Source organism: Pseudomonas sp. LAMO17WK12:I1 (genome assembly GCF_900177315.1).
Taxonomy (GTDB): Bacteria; Pseudomonadota; Gammaproteobacteria; order Pseudomonadales; family Pseudomonadaceae; genus Aquipseudomonas; species Aquipseudomonas marginalis.
In genome coordinates this window covers 210,176-228,074 of sequence record NZ_FWZV01000013.1, presented here as the reverse complement: position 1 = coordinate 228,074, position 17,899 = coordinate 210,176, and the positions used below count along the sequence as shown (strand labels likewise).

The 17,899-nt window shown below is 62.6% G+C and carries 15 protein-coding genes; 14 read left to right on the top strand and 1 reads right to left on the bottom strand.

From position 1 onward, the window contains the following. Nucleotides 1-7 precede the first annotated feature (7 nt). On the top strand, nt 8-1,492 hold the full coding sequence (locus tag B9N88_RS24285; protein ID WP_027606534.1) for a MocR-like pyridoxine biosynthesis transcription factor PdxR: 1,485 nt from the start codon (nt 8-10) through the stop codon (nt 1,490-1,492). Here B9N88_RS24285 and B9N88_RS24280 read toward each other — a convergent pair. Then, nucleotides 1,422-2,330: a MurR/RpiR family transcriptional regulator gene (locus tag B9N88_RS24280; RefSeq protein WP_010211026.1), complete on the bottom strand. Its 909-nt coding sequence runs from the start codon at nt 2,328-2,330 to the stop codon at nt 1,422-1,424. The genes B9N88_RS24285 and B9N88_RS24280 overlap by 71 nt on opposite strands. Before the next feature lie 284 nt (nt 2,331-2,614). Between B9N88_RS24280 and iolC the strand changes: the two genes are divergently transcribed. From iolC to B9N88_RS24220, 13 genes are all read left to right on the top strand, one after another. After that, on the top strand, nt 2,615-4,552 hold the full coding sequence (iolC, locus tag B9N88_RS24275; RefSeq protein ID WP_027606533.1) for a bifunctional 5-dehydro-2-deoxygluconokinase/5-dehydro-2-deoxyphosphogluconate aldolase: 1,938 nt from the start codon (nt 2,615-2,617) through the stop codon (nt 4,550-4,552). Between the two features lie 185 nt (nt 4,553-4,737). Continuing rightward, on the top strand, nt 4,738-5,631 hold the full coding sequence (gene iolE / locus B9N88_RS24270; protein WP_027606532.1) for a myo-inosose-2 dehydratase: 894 nt from the start codon (nt 4,738-4,740) through the stop codon (nt 5,629-5,631). Further along, entirely contained in the window at nt 5,628-6,416 is a 789-nt protein-coding gene (gene iolB, locus B9N88_RS24265) for a 5-deoxy-glucuronate isomerase (RefSeq protein WP_027606531.1), read from the top strand. Before iolE ends, iolB begins: the two co-directional genes overlap by 4 nt. Nucleotides 6,417-6,439: 23 nt before the next feature. Then, nucleotides 6,440-7,255, top strand: a complete 816-nt coding sequence (locus B9N88_RS24260; protein ID WP_027606530.1) for a TIM barrel protein — start codon at nt 6,440-6,442, stop codon at nt 7,253-7,255. A 10-nt stretch (nt 7,256-7,265) separates the two neighbouring features. Next, a complete protein-coding gene (gene iolD, locus B9N88_RS24255) occupies nt 7,266-9,197 on the top strand; it encodes a 3D-(3,5/4)-trihydroxycyclohexane-1,2-dione acylhydrolase (decyclizing) (protein WP_027606529.1) in 1,932 nt (643 codons plus the stop codon). Between the two features lie 19 nt (nt 9,198-9,216). Next, entirely contained in the window at nt 9,217-10,227 is a 1,011-nt protein-coding gene (locus B9N88_RS24250) for a bifunctional inositol 2-dehydrogenase/D-chiro-inositol 1-dehydrogenase (protein ID WP_027606528.1), read from the top strand. A gap of 88 nt (nt 10,228-10,315) precedes the next feature. Beyond that, on the top strand, nt 10,316-11,344 hold the full coding sequence (locus B9N88_RS24245; protein WP_027606527.1) for a Gfo/Idh/MocA family protein: 1,029 nt from the start codon (nt 10,316-10,318) through the stop codon (nt 11,342-11,344). A 127-nt stretch (nt 11,345-11,471) separates the two neighbouring features. Then, nucleotides 11,472-11,648, top strand: a complete 177-nt coding sequence (locus B9N88_RS32705; protein ID WP_162844258.1) for a hypothetical protein — start codon at nt 11,472-11,474, stop codon at nt 11,646-11,648. 48 nt (nt 11,649-11,696) lie between these two features. Then, entirely contained in the window at nt 11,697-12,632 is a 936-nt protein-coding gene (locus tag B9N88_RS24240; RefSeq protein ID WP_027606526.1) for a sugar ABC transporter substrate-binding protein, read from the top strand. Between the two features lie 65 nt (nt 12,633-12,697). Beyond that, nucleotides 12,698-14,251: a sugar ABC transporter ATP-binding protein gene (locus B9N88_RS24235; RefSeq protein WP_027606525.1), complete on the top strand. Its 1,554-nt coding sequence runs from the start codon at nt 12,698-12,700 to the stop codon at nt 14,249-14,251. Between the two features lie 58 nt (nt 14,252-14,309). Next, entirely contained in the window at nt 14,310-15,332 is a 1,023-nt protein-coding gene (locus B9N88_RS24230) for an ABC transporter permease (protein ID WP_024076018.1), read from the top strand. 325 nt (nt 15,333-15,657) lie between these two features. Continuing rightward, nucleotides 15,658-16,062: a TraR/DksA family transcriptional regulator gene (locus tag B9N88_RS24225; protein ID WP_003191666.1), complete on the top strand. Its 405-nt coding sequence runs from the start codon at nt 15,658-15,660 to the stop codon at nt 16,060-16,062. A 96-nt stretch (nt 16,063-16,158) separates the two neighbouring features. Next, complete coding sequence (locus B9N88_RS24220; protein WP_371263380.1) at nt 16,159-17,841, top strand: methyl-accepting chemotaxis protein; 1,683 nt, start codon at nt 16,159-16,161, stop codon at nt 17,839-17,841. Nucleotides 17,842-17,899 lie beyond the last annotated feature (58 nt).

Genomic DNA, 17,899 nt, shown 5'->3' with positions numbered 1-17,899 from the left:
GACCACTATGAGCCGAGGAAAAACTCCTTCCGCCCTGGACCTGCCGCGCCCCGACAGCTTGGACATGGGAAAGCAGCAGGGTGCCTACGAGGCCCTGCGTGCAGCGATCCTGAACCGACAGCTGCCGGCGGGCAGTCGCTTGCCGTCCACCCGCAGCCTCGCCGAACGCTGGCAATTATCCCGTGGCACCCTGGAGGCGGCATTCGACCGCCTGCACGGCGAGGGCTATGTGCAGCGCGTGGCCGGCTCCGGTACGCGGGTGTGTGCGGTGATCCCCGAGCAATTCATTGCCGCACCTGCACCACGCGCGATGCCTCGTCGCGAAGTGGCGGTTGATCGCCCCGAGTCCGGCGTGCAGAGCCATGTGCCTTTTGTCGCGCGGCGCCCGGACGCCAGCCTGTTTGATCTGAAGGCCTGGGCCCGCTGTATTTCCCGGGGACTGCTATCGGCAGGGCCGGGGGCGCTGGAAGCGGGCCATCCCGCCGGGCTGCCGGAACTGCGCGCGCACATCGCCGACTACCTGCGCAGCTATCGCGGCATGCACTGCGAGGCGGATGAAGTGATCGTCACCAGCGGCATTCGTCACGCCCTTGACCTGATCGCGCGCACGCTGCTCAAGCCCGGTGACACCGCCTGCGTCGAAGATCCAGGCTATCCACCCGCGCGCCGCCTGTTCGGGCTGGCGGGGGCGCAGGTCCAGGCGATTGCGGTCACGGCCGAAGGGCTGGATACCGCGCAACTCCCTGACACGGCGCGCCTGGCCTACGTCACCCCGGCCCACCAGGCACCGCTGGGCATGACCCTGTCGGTGTCGCGCCGCCTGGCGCTGCTGGACTGGGCTGCCCGTGCCGAGGCCTGGGTGGTGGAAGACGACTACGACAGCGAATACAACTACCACAGCGCACCGCTGGCGGCGCTCAAATCCCTGGACGCCCATGACCGGGTGATCTACTGCGGCAGCTTCAACAAAAACCTGTTCCCCGGTTTGCGCGTCGGCTTCATGGTGGTGCCCAAGGCACTGCGCGCGGCCTTGCTGCGCACCCTGCAACTCACCGGGCAGTCGGTGGGCGCCAGCGATCAGTCGGGGTTGCTGGAGTTTCTCGGCAGCGGCGCTTTCGTGCGCCACTTGCGGGCTTCGCGCCAGGCCTATCAGGCGCGGCGCGATGTGTTGCTCGACTGCCTTGGAGCGCACTGTACGATCAGTGGGCAACAGGCTGGCCTGCACTTTGTATTGTGGTTGCCGAGCGGTGTCGAGGAGGGCGAGTTCTGTTCCCGTGCTGCTGCCGTCGGGTTGACGTTACAGCCCCTGGGCACGTTCTGCGTCGAGGCGATCCTGCCGCCGGCGGTCATCATCGGCTACACCGCGTTGACCCTGGCGCAGATCCGCTTTCATGGGCGCGCGTTAGCCCAATTACTGCCGGTCAGTCATCAAACCCGACCTGCTCGTGAATCTCATCCACCTTCAACTCCAGCCGGTACGCCACGGCAATAAACAACGCCTGGCACAGGCACAAGGTGGCGCTCAACGAACGGAAGGCAAACGACGAGCCTTCATTCACCAGCAGCACCGCGTTGGCCCGCTTGGCCAGGGGCGATAGGTTGCTGTCGGTGATGATCAGGGTCTTGGCCTGATGGTGCTGGGCGATCCGCAGGCAGTGCTGGGTCTCTTTGCCGTAGGGCGTGAAGCTGATGGCGATCACCAGGTCATTGGCACGCACGCTGCGCATCTGCTCGCGATAGCTGCCGCCCAGGCCGGAGATCAGGTGAATACGCTTGTTGGTGTGCTGCAGGTTGTAGACCAGGTAATCGGCCACCGCGAATGAACGGCGCACGCCGACCACGTAGATGTTGTCGGCGTTGACCACCAGGTCCACGGCCTTGTCGAAAGCCACGTCATCGAGCTCCAGCCCCAGGCGCTCGATACCCGACAGGGTTGCATTGACGCACTCGCGGGCCAGGTCGCCGCCGCTGGCTTTCTGCGACTTGTTGGCGATCATGCTGCGGATGCGCTGCTGGTAGTTCTGCACCGGTGTGGTCTTGTGGGTGTAGGCCTCGCGAAACAGCGCCTGCATCTCACTGAACCCACTGAAGCCGAAACGCTGGGAAAACCGCACGATCGCCGAAGGGTGCACTTCGCATTCGCGGGCGATGTCGCTGATGCGGTCGACCATGATCCGGTCGCTCTGCTGGCTCATGTAGCTGGCGATGCGCTTGAGCTGGCGCGGCAGGCTTTCGTATTCGTCGGTGATCAGCTGCAACAGGCGTTCGGCGTTGATCGGAGGGCTGGCGATGGTGTCTTCCAGGGTGGTCTCGGGATCGGTGCGGGACATGGGCAATCCTTCTGGCGTGTTCTTCTGATGCGCTGATGGGTGGCGCAAGTCTACAGGGTAGGCGCAAAAAAATACCCCGGCATCACGGCCCGCGTGGCCTGCTGAAACGATGCACGGCGGCTGGCGTGCGCCTATGCTGACGTATTGGAAAAAATATTCCACTAAAAATAATTATGGAATAAATATTGATTGCTGCCGCCGGACGTTCTAGTCTGCTCCCACCAAGAGCGTTTGCCGTCGCCACGGCGGCACAACGCAGGCTGATAAAAATAACAGGAGCCAGCATGGGCCAGACTCGTTTTGCCAGTGGGCGTCAATTGGATCTGATTTGCCTCGGGCGCCTGGGCGTCGACCTCTACGCACAGCAAGTAGGTGCGCGGCTTGAGGACGTGTCCAGCTTCGCCAAATACCTCGGCGGTTCGTCCGCCAATATCGCGTTCGGCACTGCCCGGCTGGGGCTCAAGTCGGCGATGTTGAGCCGGGTGGGGGACGACCATATGGGCCGTTTCCTGGTGGAATCCCTGGCCCGCGAAGGCTGCGATGTCAGCGGCATCAAGGTCGACCCGGAACGCCTCACCGCCATGGTGCTGCTGGGCCTCAAGGACCGCGAAACCTTCCCGCTGGTGTTCTACCGCGAAAACTGCGCCGACATGGCCCTGCGCGCCGAAGACGTCAACGAAGCCTTTATTGCCTCGAGCAAGGCCTTGCTGATCACCGGCACGCATTTCTCCACCGACGGCGTGTACAAGGCCAGCCTCCAGGCCCTGGACTATGCGGCCAAGCACAACGTCAAGCGCGTGCTGGATATCGACTACCGCCCCGTGTTGTGGGGCCTGGCGGGCAAGGCCGACGGCGAAACCCGGTTTGTCGCCGACCAGAACGTCAGCCAGCATGTGCAGAAAATCCTGCCGCGTTTCGACCTGATCGTCGGCACCGAAGAAGAATTCCTGATCGCCGGCGGCAGCGAAGATCTGCTCACCGCCCTGCGCACCGTGCGTGACCTGACCCCGGCGACCCTGGTGGTCAAGCTCGGCCCGCAAGGCTGCACGGTGATCCACGGCGCGATTCCGGCGCGCCTGGAAGAGGGCGCCATCTACCCTGGCGTGCGGGTTGAAGTGCTTAACGTGCTGGGCGCCGGCGATGCCTTTATGTCGGGTTTTCTCAGCGGCTGGATCAATGACGCCAGCGATGAGCGTTGCAGCCAGTTGGCCAATGCCTGTGGCGGTCTCGTGGTCTCGCGCCACGCCTGTGCGCCGGCCATGCCGACCCCGGCCGAACTGGATTACCTGTTCAACAGCCCGGTGCCGATCACCCGGCCTGACCAGGACGCGACCCTGCAACGCCTGCACCGCGTCACCGTGCCGCGCAAGGCCTGGAAGCAGCTGTTCATCTTTGCCTTCGATCACCGCTGGCAACTGGTGGACCTGGCGCAACGCGGCGGCCAGGACCTGACCCGGATCAGCGAGATCAAGCAGCTGTTTATCCAGGCCATCGAACGCGTGGAGAAAAAGCTCGCCGAGCAGGGCGTCGAGGCCGATGTGGGCCTGTTGGCCGACCAGCGCTTCGGCCAGGACGCGCTCAATGCCGCCAGCGGGCGCGGCTGGTGGATCGCGCGTCCGGTGGAAGTGCAGAACTCGCGGCCCCTGGCGTTCGAACATGGCCGCTCGATCGGCAGCAACCTGATTGCCTGGCCCCAGGAACAGATCATCAAGTGCCTGGTGCAATACCACCCCGACGACGAGCCCCTGTTGCGCCTGGAACAGGAAGCGCAGCTCAAGGCGGTGTACGAGGCGTCGGTGACCAGCGGCCATGAACTGCTGCTGGAGGTCATCCCGCCCAAGGATCATCCGTCCACATACCCGGACGTGCTCTACCGCAGCCTCAAGCGCCTGTACAACCTGGGCATCTACCCGGCGTGGTGGAAGATCGAGGCACAGTCGGCCGAGGACTGGAAAAAGCTCGACGAACTGATCCAGGAACGCGACCCGTACTGCCGTGGCGTGGTGTTGCTGGGCCTGAATGCCTCGGCCGAATGCCTGGCCGCCGGCTTCCAGCAAGCCAGCCAGAGCAGCACCTGCCGTGGGTTTGCCGTGGGCCGCACGATCTTCCAGGAACCGAGCCGTTTGTGGATGGCGGGGGAGATCGATGACGAGACGTTGATCCAGCAGGTCCAGGCGACCTTTGAGCAGTTGATCAACGCCTGGCGCAGTGCCCGAGGCTGAACCCAGTTCTTAATTTGAAATGCAATCCAATGTGGGAGGGGCAGTGCGACGATTCGACTTGCCCCCGATGGCGGTGGTGCAGTTACAACAGTGTTGCCTGACACTTCGCTATCGGGGGCAAGCCCCCTCCCACAGAAAGCAGAAAGCAGATCTCAGTGATACCTGAAAATAATAAAGGTGCAGCCATGCCCGCAATCCGAATTGGCATCAACCCGATCTCCTGGAGCAACGACGACCTTCCGGCCCTCGGCGGTGAAACCCCGCTGAGCACCGCCCTGAGCGAAGGCAAGGAAATCGGCTACGAAGGTTTCGAGCTCAACGGCAAATTCCCCAAGGACGCCAAGGGCGTCGGCGACGTCTTGCGCCCCTATGACCTGGCGCTGGTCTCTGGCTGGTACTCCAGTCGCCTGGCCCGTGGCTCGGTGGCTGAAGAAATCGAGGCCATCGCCGGCCATGTCGAACTGCTGAAACAAAACGGCGCCAAGGTGCTGGTGTACGGCGAGGTGGCCGATTCGATCCAGGGTTCGCGCATTCGCCTGATCGAGCGCCCACGTTTCCACAGCGAACAGGCTTGGCAGGACTACGCCGACAAGCTCACCGAGCTGGCGCGTTTCACCCTGTCCCAGGGCGTGCGCCTGGCCTACCACCACCATATGGGTGCGTACGTCGAATCGCCTGAAGACATCGATCAGTTGATGGGCCGTACCGGGCCGGAAGTCGGCCTGCTGTTCGATTCGGGCCACTGCTACATGGGCGGCGGCGAACCCATCGAGGTGTTGCGCAAGCATATCGACCGCGTCTGCCACGTGCATTTCAAGGACGTGCGCAAAGCCGTGGTGCAACTGGCGCGCAACCAGATGTGGAGCTTCCCCGATTGCATCGTCAACGGCACCTTCACCGTGCCCGGTGACGGCGATATCGATTTTGCCGAGTTGCTCGATGTGCTGCTGGCCGCGAAATACGCGGGCTGGCTGGTGGTGGAAGCCGAGCAGGACCCGGCCGTGGCGCCCAGCTACGTCTATGCGAAAAAGGGCTATGACACATTGCGTGCGCTTCTCGATGAGAGGACCCAACCATGAGCTTGCTGGTAAAAAGCAATAAACGTGGGCAGACCATGGTCGCCCTGGAAGAGGGCCGCCTGGAATACGTAGGCTTTGCCGCCTACCGTTTGAGCCTGGGTGAAACCCTGCCGGTCACCGCCGGCGATAAAGAGCTGTGCCTGGTGCTGCTCAGCGGCCGGGTGACTATCGAAGGCGAGGGCTTCAACTGGCAGAACCTCGGTGATCGCCAGTCGGTGTTCGAGGACAAATCGCCGTTCGCCGCCTATCTGCCGCCGGGTACCGATGCCCAGGTCACCGCGTTAAGCGACGTGCAGATTGCCGTGTGCGCCGCACCGGGTGCGCCGGGTTTCGAGCCACGCCTGATCCGCCCCGAACAGTGCAAGCGCAGCGTCCGCGGCAAAGGCGCCAATACCCGTTACGTGTGCGACATCCTGCCGGATACCGACCCGGCCCATTCGCTGCTGGTGGTGGAGGTGCGCACGCCGTCCGGGCATTCGTCGAGCTACCCGCCGCACAAGCACGACACCGACGACCTGCCGCACCAGAGCTTTCTCGAAGAGACCTACTATCACCAGATCAACCCGCCCCAGGGCTTTGTGTTCCAGCGGGTGTACACCGACGACCGCAGCATCGACCAGGCCATGGCCGTGGAAAACAGCGACCTGGTGGTGGTGCCCAAGGGCTATCACCCGGTCAGCGTGCCGTATGGCTACGAGTCTTACTACCTGAACGTGATGGCCGGCCCCAAACGCGCCTGGCATTTCCACAACGACCCGCAGCACAGTTGGCTGCTGGACCTTTGAACGGTGTTGGACGGAGAACAACAATGAAGTCGCCTCTACGCTTTGCCCTCAACCGTATGGTCGCGCCCAACCTGTCCCTGCCGGATTTCATCCAGCTGGCCGTGGCCTTGAAATGCGATGCCATCGAGATTCGCAACGACCTCAAGGATCGCCAGATCGAATACGGCGCCCCGGCCGGCCGCGTGCGCGAATTGTGCTTGGCCCAGGGCATCACGGTGCTGTCGATCAACGCGCTGTACCCCTTTGACGTGTGGAATGACGAGCGCCGCGCCCAGGCGATAGCGCTCGCCACCTATGCCCGCGAATGTGGTGCGCAAGGCTTGGTGATGTGCCCGTTCAACGAACCCGGCGACACCCGCAACGAAGCCCAGCGCGCCGCCGGTTTGCGCACCGCGTTGAGCCAACTGGCGCCGATCCTGCGCGAGTACGGGATTCTCGGGTTTATCGAGCCCCTGGGCTTTGAAGAATGTGCCATGCGCCGCAAGCGCGTGGCGGTGGATGCGATCCAGTCCATCGGCGGCCTGGATGTATTCCGCCTGGTGCACGACACCTTCCACCACCACCTGGCCAGCGAGCATGAGTTCTTCCCGGAGCTGACCGGGCTGGTGCATATCTCCGGCGTGGAAGACGCCCAGGCGCCGCTCAATTCGATCCGCGACGGCCACCGCGTGCTGGTGGGCGAGGGCGATATCCTCGGCAATACCGCGCAGATCGACACCTTGCTCAGCAGCGGTTACAGCGGCTACCTGTCGTTCGAACCGTTTGCGACAAGCGTGCACGAGCTGGCGGATATCCAGCAGGCCTTGGGGGCAAGCATCGCCCACCTGCAGAAACGATAAGGGGCGCGACATGACCACCACCCGACTGACCATGGCCCAGGCCCTGGTAAAGTTTTTGGACAACCAGTACATCGAAGTCGATGGCGTGCAGAGCAAGTTCGTCGCCGGCGTGTTCACCATTTTCGGCCACGGCAACGTGCTGGGCCTGGGCCAGGCCCTGGAGCAGGACAGCGGCGACCTGGTGGTGCATCAGGGTCGTAACGAGCAGGGCATGGCCCATGCCGCCATCGGTTTTGCCAAGCAGCACCTGCGTCGCAAGATCTACGCCTGCACCGCCTCCGTTGGCCCAGGTGCGGCGAATATGCTCACCGCTGCGGCGACCGCCACCGCCAACCGTATCCCGTTGCTGTTGCTGCCCGGCGATGTCTACGCCAGCCGCCAGCCTGACCCGGTGCTGCAACAGATCGAGCAGTTCCACGACCTCAGCATCAGCACCAACGATGCCTTCCGCTCCGTGAGCAAATACTGGGACCGCATCAACCGCCCCGAGCAACTGATGACGGCGGCGATTCATGCCATGCGCGTGCTCACCGACCCCGCCGAAACCGGCGCGGTGACCCTGGCGCTGCCCCAGGACGTGCAGGCCGAGGCCTGGGACTACCCCGATTACTTCCTGCAAAAACGCGTGCACCGTATCGACCGCCGCCCGGCCACCGCCGCGATGACCAGCGATGGGGTGGCGGCTTTCCGGGGCAAGCGCAAGCCGCTGATCATCTGCGGTGGCGGCGTGAAGTACTCTGGTGCGAATGCTGCCTTGCAAGCCTTTGCCGAGCGCTTTGATATTCCTTTCGCCGAAACCCAGGCGGGCAAGAGCGCGGTGGTCTCCAGCCATCCACTGAACGTGGGCGGCATCGGCGAAACCGGCTGCCTGGCCGCCAACCTGTTGGCGCCCGAGGCCGACCTGATCATCGGCATCGGCACCCGTTACACCGACTTCACCACCTCGTCGAAGTCGCTGTTCAAGCATGCCGAGGTGAAGTTTCTCAACCTCAATATCAGCCCCTGCGACGCCTTGAAACTCGACGGCGTGCAGGTGCTGGCCGACGCCAAGGTCGCCCTCGAAGCGCTGGCCGATGCCCTTGGTGATTACCGTTCCGGCTGGGGCGAGCAGATCGCCGACGCCAAGGCGCAGCTGGACGCCGAAGTGGACCGTGTGCATCAGGTCGAGTACCACGGCGATGATTTCGTACCGGAAGTCGACGACCACCTGGACCGCGCCGTGCTGCGTGAATTTATCGAACTGACCGGCTCGTGCCTGACCCAGAGCCGGGTGCTCGGCGTCCTCAACCAGACCCTGGCCGACGACGCGATCATTGTCGCCGCGGCCGGCAGCCTGCCCGGCGACCTGCAGCGTGCCTGGCGCAGCAAGGGCGTCAACACCTACCACGTCGAGTACGGTTATTCGTGCATGGGCTATGAGATCAACGCCGCCCTCGGCGTGAAGCTCGCCGAACCGACCAAGGAGGTCTATGCCCTGGTCGGCGATGGCTCCTACATGATGCTGCACTCGGAGCTGGCCACCTCGATCCAGGAACGCCGCAAGATCAACGTGGTGCTGCTCGACAACATGGCCTTCGGTTGCATCAACAACCTGCAGATCGGCAACGGCATGGACAGCTTCGGCACCGAGTTCCGCTACCGCAACCCCGAGAGCGGCAAGCTCGACGGCGGCCTGGTGCCGGTGGATTTCGCCATGAGTGCGGCGGCCTATGGCTGCAAGACCTACAAGGTCAGCACGGTGGAGCAGCTGGAAGCGGCCCTGGCCGATGCGCGCACGCAAAGCATCTCGACCCTGATCGACATCAAGGTGTTGCCCAAGACCATGGTCCACGGCTACCTGTCGTGGTGGCGGGTGGGGGTGGCGCAGGTGTCCACCAGCGAGCGCACCAACGCGGCGGCGAAAAAACTCAATGAACACCTGGCCAAGGCCCGGCAGTACTAATAACAAGAGGAGCGTTTGTATGTCTTTGAAGCTTGGTGTAATCGGTACCGGCGCCATCGGCCGCGATCATATTCGTCGTTGCAGCCAGACCCTGCTCAACAGCCAGGTGGTGGCGGTGACCGACATCAACCTTGAGCAGGCCGCCAAGGTGGTCGCGGAGTTGAAGCTGGACGCCGAGGTGTACGCGGATGGCCATGGGCTGATCAACTCGCCGCAGGTCGAGGCGATCCTGGTCACGTCCTGGGGCCCGAGCCACGAGGAATTCGTGCTCGCCGCCATCGCCGCCGGCAAACCAGTGTTCTGTGAGAAGCCCCTGGCGGTGACGGCTGAAGGCTGCCGCAGGATCGTCGACGCCGAAGTGGCCTACGGCAAGCGCCTGGTGCAAGTGGGCTTTATGCGCCCCTATGACGAAGGTTATCGCGCCCTCAAGGCGGTGATCGACAGCGGCCAGATCGGCGAGCCGTTGATGCTGCACTGCGCGCACCGCAACCCGACGGTGGGCGAGAACTACAAGACCGACATGGCGATTACCGACACCCTGATTCACGAGCTGGATGTCCTGCGCTGGCTGCTCAACGACGACTACGTGTCGGTGCAGGTGGTGTTCCCGCGCAAGACCAGCAAGGCCCTGGCCCATCTGCGCGACCCGCAGATCGTGCTGCTGGAAACCGCCAAGGGCACCCGTATCGATGTGGAAGTGTTTGTGAACTGCCAGTACGGCTACGACATCCAGTGCGAAGTGGTGGGGGAGACCGGCATCGCCAAACTGCCGGAGCCGTCCCAGGTGCAGTTGCGCAGTGGGGCCAAGCTGTCGAACGCGATCCTGATGGATTGGAAGGACCGTTTTATCGGGGCCTATGACGTGGAATTGCAGGCCTTTATTGACAGCGTACGCGCCGGTCAGGTCGGCGGGCCGTCGGCGTGGGATGGCTTTGCGGCGGCGGTGGCGGCGGATGCGTGCATCGAGGCCCAGGGCAGTGAGCAGATCGTCAAGGTCAGCCTGCCGGATCGCCCACACTTCTACGGCTAAATCACTGAAGGAACTCTGTCAAAAATGTGGGAGGGGGCTTGCCCCCTCCCACAGTTGATTGGTTTCCAATTCAATTCAGGAGTTGATCATGAGAATCGGACTTGTCGGCTATGGCCACGGAGGGCGCTTCTTTCATGCGCCGCTGATTGCGACCTTGCCCGGCGCAACGTTTGTCGGTGTCGTCACCCGCTCACCCGAACGTCGCCAGCAACTGGCAACCGACCACCCCGGCGTCCAGGCCTTTGACAGCATCGGCCAGATCGTCGAAGCCGGCGTCGATGCCCTGGTGATTTCCACCACCCTCAAGGGCCGTCCGGCGCTGGTGCTGGAAGCCATCGAGCACGGCGTGGCGGTGGTCAGTGACAAACCCTTTGCCGCCAACGCCGAACAGGCCCAGGCGCTGATCACGGCTGCCGAGCGCCATGAGGTGTTGCTCAGCGTCTACCAGAACCGGCGCTGGGACTCGGACTACCTGACCCTGCGCAAATTGATCGACGCCGGTGCCCTGGGCGAGATCACCCGTTTTGAATCCCGCGTCGAGCGCTACAGCCCGCAGGCCGTGGGCAATGCCAGCGGCGGCGGCTGGTTGCGCGATCTGGGCAGCCATCTGGTGGACCAGGCGCTGCAACTGTTCGGTCCGGTGGACCGGGTCTTTGCGCAGTTACAGTTCACCCCTGAATACCCCACTGTCGACCACGGCTTCTTCGTCTCCCTGACCCACGCTAACGGGGTGGTTTCCCATTTGTGGGGCAATGCCCTGCAGAACAGCCAGGCCCCGCGTTTTCGCGTCAGTGGCACCTCGGGTTGCTACACCGTGGACGGGCTGGATGGCCAGGAAGAGGCGCTGATGGCCGGCAAGTCGCCGAAAACCGAAGGCGAACACTGGGGCGCAGAAGAACATCGCCGCTGGGGCTGGTTCGAACAGGGGCCGGAACGTGAGCGAGTGCCGTCGGAGAAGGGCTGCTGGACCCAGTTCTATCGCCAGTTGCAAGCGGCGGTAAACGGGCAGGGCCCGTTGCCCGTGGACGCTTATGATGCGCTGGAAACCACGCGTATATTGGACGCCGCACGCCTCAGCGCCGAGCGCCAGCAGGTGGTTTCAACAAAAATAGAATAAAATTCTAAAACAGGTTGATATGGAAATTATTTTCCAATAAAGTCTTTTCCAGGTTGCATAAAGTACGTTCGGACTCGATTCGCACGACTCAACAAAAACAAGATCAAAAACAACCAGGTACCGTCAGATGAAAATCTTCAACGCTGTACTGCGAGTTTTACGCCCTGCCCACACGCCCCGCGGCCTGCCCCGCGCCCGGCCGTTCTACTTCTCCTTCCTTAATGTGCTGTGCGTCGAAAACCAGGGCGCGCTGGTCTGCTGCATTCCAGGCGCACCGGTCGTACGCGTGCCTGCCGAGCTCTGATAAACGCAACGTCCAAAAAACCAACAAGAAAGTGGAGACAGACCGTTCATGAAGACCCCGATCCGTTTTACCGCGCTGGCTTTATCCATGCTGCTGGCCAGCGGTGTTGCCAGTGCCGCCGACATCAAGGTCGGCGTGAGCATGTCCGCCTTCGATGACACCTTCCTCACTTACCTGCGCGAAGACATGGACAAGCAGGCCAAGTCCTATCCCAAGGGTGACGGCGTGCAGCTGCAGTTCGAAGACGCCCGTGCCGATGTGGTCAAGCAGCTGAGCCAGGTGGAGAACTTCATCAGCCAGAAAGTCGACGCCATTATCGTCAACCCGGTCGACACGGCCTCTACCAAGAACATCATCAATGCCGCGACCAAGGCCGGCATCCCGCTGGTGTTCGTCAACCGCCGTCCCGACCAGAAGGACTTGCCCAAGGACGTGGTGGCCGTGACCTCCGATGACGTCGAGGCCGGCAAGCTGCAAATGCAATACATCGCTGAGAAGCTCGGCGGCAAGGGCAAGATCGTGATCCTGCTGGGCGACCTGGCGAACAACTCCACCACCAACCGCACCAAGGGCGTGAAGGAAGTGTTGGCCAAGTACCCGGACATCAAGATCGAACAGGAACAGACCGGTATCTGGCTGCGGGACAAGGGCATGACCCTGGTCAACGATTGGCTGACCCAGGGCCGCGAGTTCAATGCGGTGCTGGCCAACAACGATGAGATGGCCATCGGCGCGTCCATGGCGCTGAAATCGGCCGGCAAGGAAAAGGGCAGTGTGCTGATCGCGGGTGTCGACGGTACGCCGGATGGCTTGAATGCGATCACCAAGGGTGACATGGCCGCCTCCGCGTTCCAGGACGCCAAGGGTCAGGCAGTGGGTTCGGTGGAAGCGGCGCGCAAGATGGCCAGGAAGGAACCGGTCGAGCAGAACGTGATCATCCCGTTCCAGCTGATCACCCCGGAAAACGTCGCCACGTTCAAGTAGCCCTGACATAACAACAATGAACCGGCAGGGCGGTCGTGCCCGCCCTGCTGATGGAGTACCGTCTTATGCTCGCTCAAGCCACTGTCTCGCAGCCTCCCGGGATCCAGCCGTTGCCGCTGGACGAACCCTACCTGTTGGAAATCGTCAACATCAGCAAAGGCTTTCCCGGCGTCGTGGCCCTGGCCGACGTACAACTGCGTGTACGCCCCGGTACGGTGCTGGCGCTGATGGGCGAGAACGGTGCGGGCAAGTCGACCTTGATGAAGATCATCGCCGGCATCTACCAGCCCGACGCCGGTGAAATCCGCCTGCGCGGCAAGCCCATCGTGTTTGACACGCCGCTGGCGGCGCAGAAAGCCGGGATCGCGATGATCCACCAGGAACTCAACCTGATGCCGCACATGAGCATCGCCGAGAATATCTGGATCGGCCGCGAGCAGCTCAACAGCCTGCACATGGTCAACCACCGCGAAATGCATCGCTGCACCGCCGAGTTGCTGGCGCGCCTGCGCATCAACCTGGACCCCGAGGAGCACGTGGGCAACCTGAGCATCGCCGAGCGGCAGATGGTCGAGATTGCCAAGGCTGTGTCCTACGACTCCGACATCCTGATCATGGATGAACCGACATCGGCCATTACCGAGAAGGAAGTGGCCCACCTGTTTTCGATCATTGCCGACCTCAAGGCCCAGGGCAAAGGCATTGTCTACATCACGCACAAAATGAACGAAGTGTTCGCCATTGCCGATGAAGTGGCGGTGTTCCGCGACGGCCAGTTCATCGGCCTGCAACGCGCCGACAGCATGAACAGCGACAGCCTGATCTCGATGATGGTAGGTCGCGAGCTGAGCCAGTTGTTCCCGGTGCGCGAGACGCCCATTGGCGAGCTGCTGCTGTCGGTGCGCGACCTGCGCCTGGACGGGGTGTTCCAGGGCGTGTCGTTCGACCTGCATGCCGGTGAGATCCTCGGCATCGCCGGGCTGATGGGCTCGGGGCGCACCAATGTGGCGGAAACCATTTTCGGCATCACCCCCAGCAGCGGTGGGCAGATCACCCTGGATGGCGAGGCGGTGCGCATCAGCGACCCGCACATGGCCATCGAAAAAGGCTTTGCGCTGTTGACCGAGGACCGCAAGCTCAGTGGCCTGTTCCCCTGCCTGTCGGTGCTGGAAAACATGGAAATGGCCGTGCTGCCGCATTATTCGGGCAACGGGTTTATCCAGCAGAAAGCCCTGCGCGCCCTGTGCGAGGACATGTGCAAGAAACTGCGGGTGAAGACGCCGTCCCTGGAGCAGTGCATCGACACCCTGTCCGGCGGCAACCAGCAGAAAGCCTTGCTGGCGCGCTGGTTGATGACCAACCCACGCTTGCTGATCCTCGATGAACCGACCCGGGGCATCGACGTGGGGGCCAAGGCCGAGATCTATCGCCTGATCGCCTTCCTCGCCAGCGAAGGCATGGCGGTGATCATGATTTCCTCCGAGCTGCCTGAAGTGCTGGGCATGAGCGACCGGGTGATGGTGATGCACGAAGGCGAACTGATGGGTACCTTGGACCGCGCCGATGCGACCCAGGAAAAAGTCATGCAGCTGGCCTCCGGTATGACCGCGGTCCACTGACGAACAGCTGCGCGGGCCTGCGGTTGGCCCGCGCCATAGAATAAGAAGGTGATTGGCTATGAACGCAATAACGGACAACAAGCCTGCCACGGCCCCGGTCAAGCACCGTCGGCGCTTGCCCACCGAGCTGAGCATCTTCCTGGTGCTGATCGGCATCGGCCTGGTGTTTGAGCTGTTTGGCTGGATCGTGCGGGACCAGAGCTTCCTGATGAACTCCCAGCGCCTGGTGCTGATGATCCTGCAAGTGTCCATCATCGGCTTGCTGGCGATCGGGGTGACCCAGGTGATCATCACCACGGGGATCGACCTGTCTTCGGGGTCGGTACTGGCGCTGTCGGCGATGATTGCCGCCAGTTTGGCGCAAACCTCCGACTTTTCCCGGGCGGTGTTCCCTTCGCTGACAGACTTGCCGGTGTGGATTCCGGTGGCGATGGGGTTGGGTGTGGGGCTGCTGGCGGGGGCGATCAACGGCAGCATCATCGCCGTCACCGGTATCCCGCCGTTTATCGCGACCCTGGGCATGATGGTCTCGGCTCGTGGCCTGGCGCGTTACTACACCGAAGGCCAGCCGGTGAGCATGCTCTCGGATTCGTACACGGCCATCGGTCATGGCGCGATGCCGGTGATCATTTTCCTGGTGGTGGCGGTGATCTTCCATATCGCCCTGCGCTACACCAAGTACGGCAAGTACACCTACGCCATCGGCGGCAATATGCAGGCGGCGCGGACCTCGGGGATCAACGTCAAGCGGCACCTGATCATCGTCTACAGCATTGCCGGTCTCCTGGCAGGCCTGGCGGGTGTGGTGGCTTCGGCACGCGCCGCCACCGGCCAGGCGGGCATGGGCATGTCCTATGAGCTGGATGCGATTGCCGCCGCGGTGATCGGCGGCACCAGCCTGGCGGGCGGGGTAGGGCGTATCACCGGTACCGTGATCGGCGCACTGATCCTTGGGGTGATGGCCAGCGGGTTTACCTTTGTCGGGGTGGATGCGTATATCCAGGACATCATCAAGGGCCTGATCATTGTGGTGGCGGTGGTGATCGACCAGTACCGCAACAAGCGCAAGCTCAAGCGCTGAGCTTCAAGCTGCAAGCTGCAAGTCCGATGAGCTCTACAGCTTGTCGCTTGCAGCCTGCGGCTTATAGCTGCTGTACGAACTTTCCTGCTATAAACGCACTCCGATAACCATTCGCCAAGCCCGTCCTGGTGCCTTTGGGGGTTATATCGGTAAAAATGCCTGTCATTTCAGTTGCTGTGCCCTCAAGTCGGCCTTAGACTGCCGCCCCTCGTAAATTGAGTGCCGGGTGGCGCTTGGAATGGATGGCGCCTTTCCGAGACCTGCAGAGGTCGACCGGAACGCTCCCTTATTCGCCTTAATGCACGTATTTTTTATAGAGAAATCAATGACAAAGGAAAAGTTGCTGGCCATGCCGGCGGATGACTACATGAATGCCGAACAGCACGCTTTTTTCGAGAAGTTGCTGCAGGACATGAAGGTGGAACACCACGAGCGCATTGAGCAGAACCGCATCGCCATTGAAAGCCTGGACACCCCGGCCGACCCTGCCGACGCCGCTTCCGTTGAAGAAGAGCGCACCTGGCTGGTCAACGCCATCGACCGCGACCAGCGCATGCTGCCGCAGCTTGAGCGTGCACTGGAACGCATCAAGGAAGATTCCTTCGGCTGGTGCGATGACAGCGGCGAGCCTATCGGCCTCAAGCGCCTGCTGATCAGCCCGACCACCAAGTACTGCATCGAAGCGCAAGAGCGCCACGAGCAGATCGACAAGCACCAGCGCCAGGCCTGATGCGCTGAAGCTGGGGGATCGCCTGGGCGGTTCCCCGGAGAAAGACCCGTTACGCCCCGTCTATTGATCTGCTGCAGGCTACCCCACTAAAGGCCCATGGATAATGGCTGGATAGTGGCGTTTAATGCAGGGACAAAAATGACAAACAGTGGGGTAACGACAATGGCTGGAGACGGAGCTCTGATGGGCACAGCAGTGCCACCGCAACCGGTGGTGCGCGGGTTGCCCGGCTGGTTGATGCCGCTCCTGCAGAGCGCCGTCCTGGTGCTGGTACTGCTGGGCCTGGCGTTTGCCAGCCTGCCGATCTACCTCTGCCTGCCCATTGCCTTGCTGGTGATCTGGCTGCCAGGCCTTATGAACCGCACCTCCCGCACGACACCGCCCGTCACTGCCGATGCCATTGGCGAGCTGACCCGCGATCTGTCCTATACCACCAGCCACAACGCACTGTCCGCTGCCGGCGTCGCCTATTCGGTCAAGCAACTGGCGGCTCGAGTGCAATCGCAATTGGGCGCGGCCAAGCAGATCGTCAGCAGTGCCGAAGTGATGATCAGCACCGAAAAGGTCACCTCTCAACTCAGTCGCGAGGCCCTGCTGGCGGCCAGCCAGGCCCATCAGCGCAGCACTGAAGGCCGTGAAGTGCTGGCCCAGTCGATCATTCGTATGCATCAGCTCAGCCAGCGCGCCAATGCCAGTCGAGAGTTGATTGAAGCCCTGAGCCAACGCAGTGAAGAAATCCAGCGGGTGACCCTGGTGATTCAGTCCATCGCCAGCCAGACCAACCTGTTGGCGCTCAACGCCGCGATTGAAGCGGCGCGGGCCGGTGAGCACGGTCGCGGGTTCGCCGTGGTGGCGGATGAAGTACGTGGGCTGGCGGGCCGCACGGCCACGGCCACCGATGAAGTCGGGGTGATGGTGGCGGATATCCAGCAACGCACTGCCCAGGTGGTTGAGCAGATTCGCCAGCTCTCGGCAGACTTGCACACCGGGGTCGAGCAGGTGGAGCACGCCGGCGAGCACCTGGAGAACATTGCCGGCCTGGCGGCGGGTGTGGAAGGCCAGGTCAATGAAATCGCCCAGGGCACCGACAACAACCGCGCCCAACTCGACAGCCTGTTCCACGCCGTGGAGCAAATGCGCAGCGATCTTATCGTGAGCGACCAGCAGACCCGCCAGTTGGCCGAGGCCGCTGTGCAGATGGAAGGGCAGGCCGAAACGATCAGCGAGCGCCTGGCGGAAGTCGGGCTCGATGACTATCACCAACGCATCTACGACCTGGCGCGCGAAGGCGCGAGCCGGATTGCCGCGCAATTCGAAGCCGATGTACAGCAGAACCGCATCAGCCTGGATGACTTGTTCGACCGCAGCTACACCTTGATCCCCAACACCAGCCCGAGCAAGTACCACAGCCGGTTCGATGGCTACACCGACCAGGTGCTGCCGGCCATCCAGGAAGCACTGCTGCCACGCCATGAAGGCTTGGTATTTGCCATTGCCTGCACGCCCCAGGGCTATGTGCCGACGCACAACAAGGCGTTCTCCCAGGCACTGACCGGCGATGCCCAGGTCGACGCGGTGCAGAACCGCACCAAGCGCAAGTTCGAAGACCGCACCGGGATCCGCTGCGGCAGCCACCAGCAAGCGGTGCTATTGCAGACCTACACCCGCGATACCGGCGAGTTGATGCACGACTTGTCGGTGCCGATCATGGTCCGGGGGCGGCATTGGGGGGGCTTGCGCCTGGGGTATAAGCCGGAGGGGGCGAAGGCTGCGCGCTAGGGATTGTGGTCGTCTGTGAGACGGGGAAATACCAGCTGCCTGGCAAGCGCTATTGCGC

Bases quoted from the DNA above. Each gene is read 5' to 3' on its own strand.
- B9N88_RS24260 (WP_027606530.1), top strand. From the start codon at position 6,440: ATGAAGTCGCCTCTACGCTTTGCCCTCAACCGTATGGTCGCGCCCAAC.
- B9N88_RS24225 (WP_003191666.1), top strand. From the start codon at position 15,658: ATGACAAAGGAAAAGTTGCTGGCCATGCCGGCGGATGACTACATGAAT.
- B9N88_RS24250 (WP_027606528.1), top strand. From the start codon at position 9,217: ATGTCTTTGAAGCTTGGTGTAATCGGTACCGGCGCCATCGGCCGCGAT.
- iolB (WP_027606531.1), top strand. From the start codon at position 5,628: ATGAGCTTGCTGGTAAAAAGCAATAAACGTGGGCAGACCATGGTCGCC.
- B9N88_RS24280 (WP_010211026.1), bottom strand. From the start codon at position 2,330: ATGTCCCGCACCGATCCCGAGACCACCCTGGAAGACACCATCGCCAGC.
- B9N88_RS32705 (WP_162844258.1), top strand. From the start codon at position 11,472: ATGAAAATCTTCAACGCTGTACTGCGAGTTTTACGCCCTGCCCACACG.
- B9N88_RS24245 (WP_027606527.1), top strand. From the start codon at position 10,316: ATGAGAATCGGACTTGTCGGCTATGGCCACGGAGGGCGCTTCTTTCAT.
- B9N88_RS24220 (WP_371263380.1), top strand. From the start codon at position 16,159: ATGGATAATGGCTGGATAGTGGCGTTTAATGCAGGGACAAAAATGACA.
- B9N88_RS24285 (WP_027606534.1), top strand. From the start codon at position 8: ATGAGCCGAGGAAAAACTCCTTCCGCCCTGGACCTGCCGCGCCCCGAC.
- B9N88_RS24230 (WP_024076018.1), top strand. From the start codon at position 14,310: ATGAACGCAATAACGGACAACAAGCCTGCCACGGCCCCGGTCAAGCAC.
- iolE (WP_027606532.1), top strand. From the start codon at position 4,738: ATGCCCGCAATCCGAATTGGCATCAACCCGATCTCCTGGAGCAACGAC.
- iolC (WP_027606533.1), top strand. From the start codon at position 2,615: ATGGGCCAGACTCGTTTTGCCAGTGGGCGTCAATTGGATCTGATTTGC.
- B9N88_RS24240 (WP_027606526.1), top strand. From the start codon at position 11,697: ATGAAGACCCCGATCCGTTTTACCGCGCTGGCTTTATCCATGCTGCTG.
- iolD (WP_027606529.1), top strand. From the start codon at position 7,266: ATGACCACCACCCGACTGACCATGGCCCAGGCCCTGGTAAAGTTTTTG.
- B9N88_RS24235 (WP_027606525.1), top strand. From the start codon at position 12,698: ATGCTCGCTCAAGCCACTGTCTCGCAGCCTCCCGGGATCCAGCCGTTG.